Raw genomic sequence first — 1271 nt, 5'->3', positions numbered from 1 at the left:
GATTGGGGCTTTGGTAAAGGGAGCCCCTCAGAAAGTTCCCCTGCATTATTGAGATCCACTTTTGGTGTAAAGAGAGCGCCAGCCCCGGTTAAACCGCTTAAGGACTCCAGCGGATTGCCTTCAACGGTTTTTGCTTCAAAATGCGCATCCCCTGTAATGGAACCTTCCGCTGCCGTGTTATTGAGTTGATCGACCACCAGATTTAAAGTGCCACCCGCTTGGACAAGACCAGGAACACTCTCCAAAGCTTCTGAGCGGATATGACGAAATTTGCCATCGGCTATATCTAAAGAAACATCGCGGCTTCCATCAGCTTTATAGCCATAACAACTGTCTGTATAAGCCTGACAACCCATATAGGTGTTTTTATAAGTTGTTGCACCCAAATTGGTGAGCACATTGGCGTGGATATAGGCATTTCCCCCTGCTTCTATAAAACTATAATGGTTGTCAATGTTATCGGCGTTAATGATGAGATTGCCGTGAGATTGTATCATCCCCTGAATGGTGGGCTTATGCGAAAACCCCTGCGTGACAGTTTCTTCTGTCATATGTGACTGATTATTCCATTGATACCGTCTTATATTACTTTTTGTTTTATCATATTTCCAAGTAAATGCCCTATAAAATGCTCCATCTTCCAAAGTTGCTTTACCGTACGTTTCTTCTTTGTTAGCCCAAAGATTTTTATCAAATACAAATACTTCCCTAGGTATATACTGGTGTGCAATAACTATTGTTCTATCCTCAAAGTGACCCTTTCCCCAAAGGTTGGGACCATCTTGATATAACATCCCATCACTGAGTTGATCAGAACCCTTTGGTCTTTCGAAAGAAATATCGCTATATTTGGTTTTTTCCGTGATGACGGGCGTGCTATCGGCTTCGTTTTTCAGGGTGTTGGTTTGGATATTTAAGTTTCCACCAGCTTGAATAAAGCCTGCTTTATTGACAAGCGAAAGGCTTTTTCCGCTGCCATCTGCATTGGTGAAAGATAAATCACCTTCTGCCATTATAGTGCCAAAATCATTCAACAAAGCCCCATCAACTTGTAAAGCACCATTGCCCTTCACATAAATTAAGCCCGTTTTGTTGTTGGTCACATTGCCCGTCACGCTAAAGACTAAATCCTGCCCCGATGCCAATTGACCGCTATTTCTAAGCTCCCCCGTCTTGATCACGAAATCTCGTGCCGCTAAAACAGACGTTGTCTCATCAACCATAACGCTTGGAGCAATAAAGAGAATATCTCCAGTCCCACCGCCATCTCT

At 43.3% G+C, this 1271-nt stretch carries 1 pseudogene; it reads right to left on the bottom strand.

Annotated features, from left to right (window positions below):
- A pseudogene (locus ACFINY_RS09715) lies at positions 1-1271 on the bottom strand (filamentous hemagglutinin); the annotation flags it as partial.

Source organism: Bartonella sp. AA23NXGY, assembly GCF_042197165.1.
Classification (GTDB): Bacteria; Pseudomonadota; Alphaproteobacteria; order Rhizobiales; family Rhizobiaceae; genus Bartonella.
Note: the sequence above shows the minus strand (reverse complement) of the source record. Positions and strands in the feature narration are given on the sequence as shown.